This window comes from Microcystis sp. LSC13-02, assembly GCA_002282935.1.
GTDB lineage: Bacteria > Cyanobacteriota > Cyanobacteriia > Cyanobacteriales > Microcystaceae > Microcystis.
This window is the reverse complement of the sequence record MTBT01000003.1, coordinates 1-6651: the sequence shown is the minus strand read 5'-3', so window position 1 is coordinate 6651 and position 6651 is coordinate 1. Positions and strand designations below refer to the sequence as shown.

The window sequence follows — 6651 nt, the reverse complement described above, 5'->3', positions numbered from 1 at the left end:
TACAAGATGCAGCAGGAAACACCAGTAATACAACCCTCAGTCTCTTCGCAGACATCAGCCAACCAGTCCTTACCCAATTCCTCAACGTCCCCACCTCAAGCGCCAACGCAATTAACAGTATTGACGTTCAATTCTCCGAACAAATAAACATCAACACCTTCGATAAAAGTGATATTACCCTCACCCGTGATGGTGTCACCCTCACCCTACCTAATACCGTAACCGTTGAATATCTCTCAGGTACAACCTACCGCATTAATGGCTTAGGAGACTTAACCAATACCCCAGGAATCTACAACCTAAAAGTTGACGCAACCACCATACAAGACAACGCCGGAAACAGCGGAGACGCAGCCAAAACCACCAACTTTATCATTACTTCCCCTCCCACACCTGGAATTACCTTAACCCAAACCGGAGGAAACACAACCATCACCGAAGGTGGTAACACTGACACCTATTCCCTTGTCCTCAAAACCCAACCCACCAACGACGTTACCATTACCCTAACTGGTGACAGTCAAATCACCCTCAATTCAACTACCTTTACCTTCACTCCTACTAACTGGAATACTCCTCAAACCGTCACCATTACCGCCGTTGATGACACCCTAACAGAAGGGAATCAAACTGCTACCATTACCCACAATATCAGCAGCAGCGATACCAATTACAACGGGTTAACTATTGGGACAGTTAATGTCAGTATTCAAGACAACGACGCTGAAATCAAAGGGACAGTTTGGAACGATATTGATGGCAATGCCGTTAATAATAGCGAACCCAGTTTATCAGGATGGACAGTTTACTTAGACACCAACAACAACAACCAACTCGACACCGGAGAAACCTCAACTCAAACTAACGCCAACGGTGACTATACCTTCAATAACCTTCGTCCTGGTAATTATAACGTCGCACAAGTCGTACAAACAGGCTGGAAACAAACCCATCCCATCTTGAACATTACCACCACCGCTGCGGATATTCCCCTGACAATCCCCACCCTAGACCTCATTCCTTCCTCGACAAACACTCAAACCCAACTCAACTTCAACACCGCCAACTACATAGTCAAAGAAGACGGAACCGCCATCACCGAAATTATCATCAACCGTAGCGGAAACCTCACAGAAACAGTCACAGCCACCCTTACCTTTACCGATGGAACCGCCAAAGGATGCGGTTGCGCCGCTAGTTCGATAAATAACGACCTTAACTATAGTCCCATTACCATTACTTTCACAGAAAACGAAATCAGTAAAGTCATTCCCGTCCAAAATGCCATCTTAAACAATGCCAACGCCATCCGCATTCGGAATGATAATAAAGTTGAGGGAGACGAATACTTTACAATTCATCTAACCAACCCGACAAACGGCGCAATCATTGGTAATCAAGGTAACGCCACCGTGACCATTATCGATGACGAATCTCCCAATAATAATCCGATAACGCCGCCTATCTCAAATCCCAGTAACACCCTTTCCACTTCTCAAAATAGTAACGCCACCAATCTAATTAACCTTGATGATTTTTGGTCAGATTCCCGCTTTACTAACATCAAAGGACAAGGAGAAAGCATCGTTATTATTGATACAGGTGCAGACTTAAATCATCCCCTCTTTGGTGTCGATGCTAATAATAATGGTATTGCTGACAAGATTATCTATCAATACGACTTTGCTGATAATGATACTGATGCCAGTGATAAAAACAATCACGGTTCCCACATTACCAGTATCGCCTCGCAAATTGCTCCCGACGCTAACTTAATTATACTCAAAGTCTTTAAAGATAACGGTTCTGGGTACTTTGCTGACTTAGAAGAAGCATTACAGTGGGTTAATACAAATGCCAACACATATAATGTCACCTCTGTCAACCTTTCTTTAGGAGATAATCAAAACTGGACAACCGCCACCGGACGCTATGGAATTGGCGATGAATTAGCCGCCATTGCCGGACAAAATATTCTCATAGCAGCAGCAGCGGGTAACAGTTTCTACACCTTTAATAGCAGTCCTGGATTAGCCTATCCAGCAGCAGACCCTAATGTTATCTCAGTCGGTGCAGTTTGGGCCGATGATTTCGGTTCTGGCAGCTTTAGTAATGGTGCTAAAGATTATACAACTGCGGCAGACCGAATTGCCAGTTTCTCCCAACGCCATCCAATTTTAGATGTATTTGCTCCCGGAATTTTAATCAGCGGTGCGAATGCAACTGGTGGGACAATTACCATGGGTGGCACATCTCAAGCCGTGCCTTACATTAGCGCAATTGCTACCCTTGCTCAACAGATTGCTCGAACTTATTTAGGACGGGAATTAACCTTAACTGAATTTCGTACCTTATTAGACACAACCAGCAACTTAATTATTGATGGGGATGACGAAAACGATAACGTTACCAACACAGGAATCAGTTATCCTCGAATCAATGCACTTGCTTTAGCAGAAAACATACTCAACCTCAATGACAGTAATTCTAATCCAGATTTAGTTAACCCAGGAAATAACAATAATAATGGTTCCAACACGGTCACTAATACCGTCAGTTTAGTTCATAATGTCACCCTGACTGCGGGACAGATACTAACGGGAATTAACTTCGGTAATCAGCAACTTCCCAGCAATCAACCACCAACTCTGAATAACATTAATAAGAGTGGGGATGAAGATAACCCCATCAACTTTAGCCAAAGTGATTTTACTTCAGCTTTCAATGATGCTGATGGTAATACTCTCGTTAAGATACAGATTACTGCTTTACCCAGCGACTTAAATAATCTCACTTTTAGTCCCAATACTAACTTTAACGGGAATATTACTTTTAGTTGGAACGGGTTTGATGGGAGTGTTTATGCCAATAATGCGGCGACAGTGAATATCACCATTAATCCCGTTAACGATGATGTAACGCCTACAAATATTACTCTTGCTGTCTCTCCCAGCAGTGTTAATGAAGATGGGACAACTAACTTAGTCTATACCTTCACTCGCACCGGAGCCACAACTGATGCTTTAACCCTCAACTATACAGTCGGGGGGACAGCTACCTTTAACACAGATTACACCCAAACTGGTGCAGCAAGTTTCACAAGTACAACCGGAACAGTTAGTTTTGCTGCTAATTCTGCGACTGCTACCGTAACAGTTGACCCCACTACTGATACTACAGTTGAACCCGATGAAACCGTCATTTTAACCCTCGCTTCTGGAACAGGTTATGCCATAGGTACGACTGAAGCAGTTGTGGGAATCATTACTGATAATGATAATGATAATGAAACTCCTGGTATGGGGAATCAATTACAGATTAATAATTCCCCTGATTTTGAAACCAAGAATAGTTACAGTATTCGAGTTAAAACAACTGACCAAGGGGGACTAGGTTTTGAGAAAGTCCTGGTCATTACTGTTAATGACCTCAATGAAACTCCTGGTAATCTTGCTCCGACGGATTTAACATTAAGTGCGACCACAGTAAATGAAAATGTTGCCCCCAATACGGTGATAGGGACATTTTCTAGCACAGACCCCGATACTGGTAATAGCTTTACCTATAGTTTAATAGCAGGAACAGGAGATACAGATAATACTGCATTATCAATTGTGGGGAATCAATTACAGATTAATAATTCCCCTGATTTTGAAACTAAGAATAGTTACAGTATTCGGGTAAAAACCACAGACCAAGGAGGACTCAGTTTTGAGAAAACCTTGACAATTGTGGTAAATAATGTTAATGAAACACCAACAGATTTAGCCTTAAGTGCGACCACAGTAAATGAAAATGTTGCTCCCAATACGGTGATAGGAATGGGGAATCAATTACAGATTAATAATTCCCCTGATTTTGAAACCAAGAATAGTTACAGTATTCGAGTTAAAACAACTGACCAAGGGGGACTCAGTTTTGAAAAAGTCCTGGTCATTACTGTTAATGATGTCAATGAAACTCCTGGTAATCTTGCTCCCACAGCGGTAATTTTCCAAAATGCTGTCACCGAGTTAGCTGAAAATGTCGATGTCACTCCAGAATTTAAGGTCGCCGATCTCCTTATTGAAGATGATGGTTTAGGAACCAATAATCTCTCCCTCACGGGACGGGATAGGGAGCGCTTCTTAATTCAGAATTCGGCACTTTTCTATGTCGGTTTTGCTCCTAATTTTGAAGCTCAAAACAGTTACGAAGTCACTGTGAATGTGGATGATCCAACCGTTGGTGTCACCCCCGATCTCACCCAAACCTTGACTTTAAACATCACCGATGTCAATGAAGCTCCCACAGCCCTAATTCTTGCCAATAGCACCAAGGCGATCGCTGAAAACAGCGATACCAGTCAAGGTGTAAAAGTTGCCGATATTCAGATCAGCGATGATGCCCTGGGAACAAATAGCCTTTCTTTGCTGGGGAACGATCAGAGCAGTTTCCAGATTCGTGGACGGGAATTATTCTTCATCGGTAAGGCCGATTTTGAAGCCCAATCCCTCTATAATCTGACGGTGGCGGTGACGGATACCACCCTCAAGCCGGCTCCCAACGCCACGCCAGACGCAACGGTTAATTTCACCCTAGAAATTACCAATCTACCCGACCAAGCCGTTAATCCCCAAAGCCTCCAATTTAATAATACGGGTGATGGACAAGGTTCTCTGGTTTTCAACTTTAGTGACTTGCCCGGTAGCATACAGGTCAAAGCGATTGAGGAAGGACTTCAACAGACGGGAGCTTTCTTCAATAACGTTGTCGGTCTCTATCCAGTGGCCGATGATAACGGAGCCGTTTTTGACAGCCTCGATTTAGATGGAGATGGCAACGCGACAGAGTTAATTCAACCCAGTCAAGCGGGTTATGCGCGTACCGCCTTAAGTCAAGCGGTGAATAACTTCATTTTGCGGGCCAGTGGGGAAGGGGCAAACCAAAGCACCACCGCCGCTGAATTTGGGGATGTGTTGTTGGAAGGGGGGCGACGCTACGCACCCTTTGTGATTGCCAATGGCGGCAATCTGGGAGAAAGTCTGCAAGGGAGTATTCAGGCATTTTTGTCCAAAAATCCCGATAACGTGGCGGCTACTCTAGAAAACTATATGACCCATGAGGTGGCCTATTTCTCCTTTGGGGCGGCAAATCCCGATGGTGCGGAACATTTACGGTCAAGGGGGAATAATATCTTTGGCTTTGAGGATTTACCGGGTAACTTACCCAATATCAGCGATAACGACTTTAATGATGGGATTTTGGCGTTTAATTTTATTGCTTAATCGTCTTTTGCTGGTCTGACAAACCTTTTCCTCTGGGAGTTGCAGATGGTTGTCTTTTTCTAACTGCGAATCGCCGTCATTTGTCGCCCCACAGGACTCATTGCCGTTTCCGATTAATGGTAGCACTGAGGGCTTCCAATCCAGCAATGATTTATTAATAAATATCACCGGATTTACTGCCAGTTTACCAGCTTTAGGGAGTATTCCGGTGGGTAATTTCTTTGTTTAATTAATACCTTTTTTCTAAAGTAATGGCAGAGATGGTTAATTACCCTCACCCACAACCCCTCTCCCTTTTTGGGAGAGGACAGTAAGATGTCTGCCACAAATAAAGAAAAATGTATAACCTTACCTATCAAAACTTTGCCGTCACAATTTAGGACAACAATGGTATGCCATGGACCTCTACTCTTCTTCATCTTCTTGACTTGACAAAGGCTTTTGTGCAACGTGGCGCACGAAAAGAATCTGCACAATATCGCCAGTGATGGTAAAGAGAATTCTGTAGGCACTACGTCCCTTACCATAAATAAGTTGTCGGATTTCTTCCTCCAAGAAATTATTTTCAAAAGCAAGTGAACAACGGTAAGGCATTTGCTCTAGTGACAGAATTGCTTTGTACAATCCTTCTAGCCACAACCTCGCTTTTCGAGGAGAATCTTTACTGAACCACAGATAGGCTTTTTCAATTCCCTGTTGTCCTTCAGGTTGTATGACCACTTGATACTTTTGGCTCATGGAGAACTGTCCAGTTTATCGAACAATTCAGAGAAGAATTCCTCTGCCTTCTTACCTTTGCCTTGCTTCATCTCTTCAAGACCACGCTTGACTCCTTTAAGCGTCTCAACCAATTCTGCAGCTTCAAGAAGTGTCTGATAGGATTCCGCATCCTGCACGACGAGTGCTGCTTTCCCATCAACCGTAAGCACCAAAGGGTCTTTGGTTTGTTTGAGATGCTCTATGAACTGGGTCGTGTTTCGTTTAAACTCAGTTAGAGAATGAATGTCTTTTGAAAGGTTGAGCATTATCCTAGCAGACAAAACGCATTTAACTATATGCTACCTTAAATTAAGTCCCCTGTGACAAATACCCGCTCCTCTCACTGCTGGCTTCCAATCCAGCAATGATTTATTAATAAATATCACCGGATTTACCGGCAGTTTACCAGCTTTGGGGAGCATTAATGTTAGTAGCTTCTTTATCTAAGTGTCTAAGCTCTCCTTCTAAGTCACCTAGAAAACGGGTTTCTCGGAGAAACCCGTTTTCTCTGTTAAAAATTGTCAGCTACTCCCGCCATTTATCGAAAATTTGGGTTAAAACCCCGTCGTTTTACGACGGCTTTTCTTGATCTTTAATATAGCACTTAAGAACTTCCAGGGTTGCA

Annotated in this window: 3 protein-coding genes and 2 pseudogenes; 3 read left to right on the top strand and 2 right to left on the bottom strand. The window is 43.2% G+C overall.

The window, feature by feature from the left end:
• A partial coding sequence (locus BGL89_RS00050; RefSeq protein ID WP_502692579.1) for a S8 family serine peptidase occupies positions 1-5267 on the top strand: 5267 nt, incomplete at its 5' end.
• Positions 5268-5379: 112 nt separating this feature from the next.
• Positions 5380-5496 (top strand): annotated as a pseudogene (locus BGL89_RS00045) (bluetail domain-containing putative surface protein); the annotation flags it as partial.
• Positions 5497-5672: 176 nt separating this feature from the next.
• Here the strand turns inward: BGL89_RS00045 and BGL89_RS00040 are convergent.
• Both BGL89_RS00040 and BGL89_RS00035 read right to left on the bottom strand, forming a co-directional pair.
• The gene (locus tag BGL89_RS00040) at positions 5673-6005 is read right to left on the bottom strand and encodes a type II toxin-antitoxin system RelE/ParE family toxin (protein WP_286823569.1); all 333 of its coding nucleotides are present in this window, start codon (positions 6003-6005) and stop codon (positions 5673-5675) included.
• The gene (locus tag BGL89_RS00035) at positions 6002-6292 is read right to left on the bottom strand and encodes a type II toxin-antitoxin system Phd/YefM family antitoxin (RefSeq protein WP_002774149.1); all 291 of its coding nucleotides are present in this window, start codon (positions 6290-6292) and stop codon (positions 6002-6004) included. Before BGL89_RS00035 ends, BGL89_RS00040 begins: the two co-directional genes overlap by 4 nt.
• A 76-nt stretch (positions 6293-6368) precedes the next feature.
• On the opposite strand from BGL89_RS00035, the pseudogene BGL89_RS21135 reads away from it, so the two are divergent.
• A pseudogene (locus BGL89_RS21135) lies at positions 6369-6473 on the top strand (bluetail domain-containing putative surface protein); the annotation flags it as partial.
• Positions 6474-6651 lie beyond the last annotated feature (178 nt).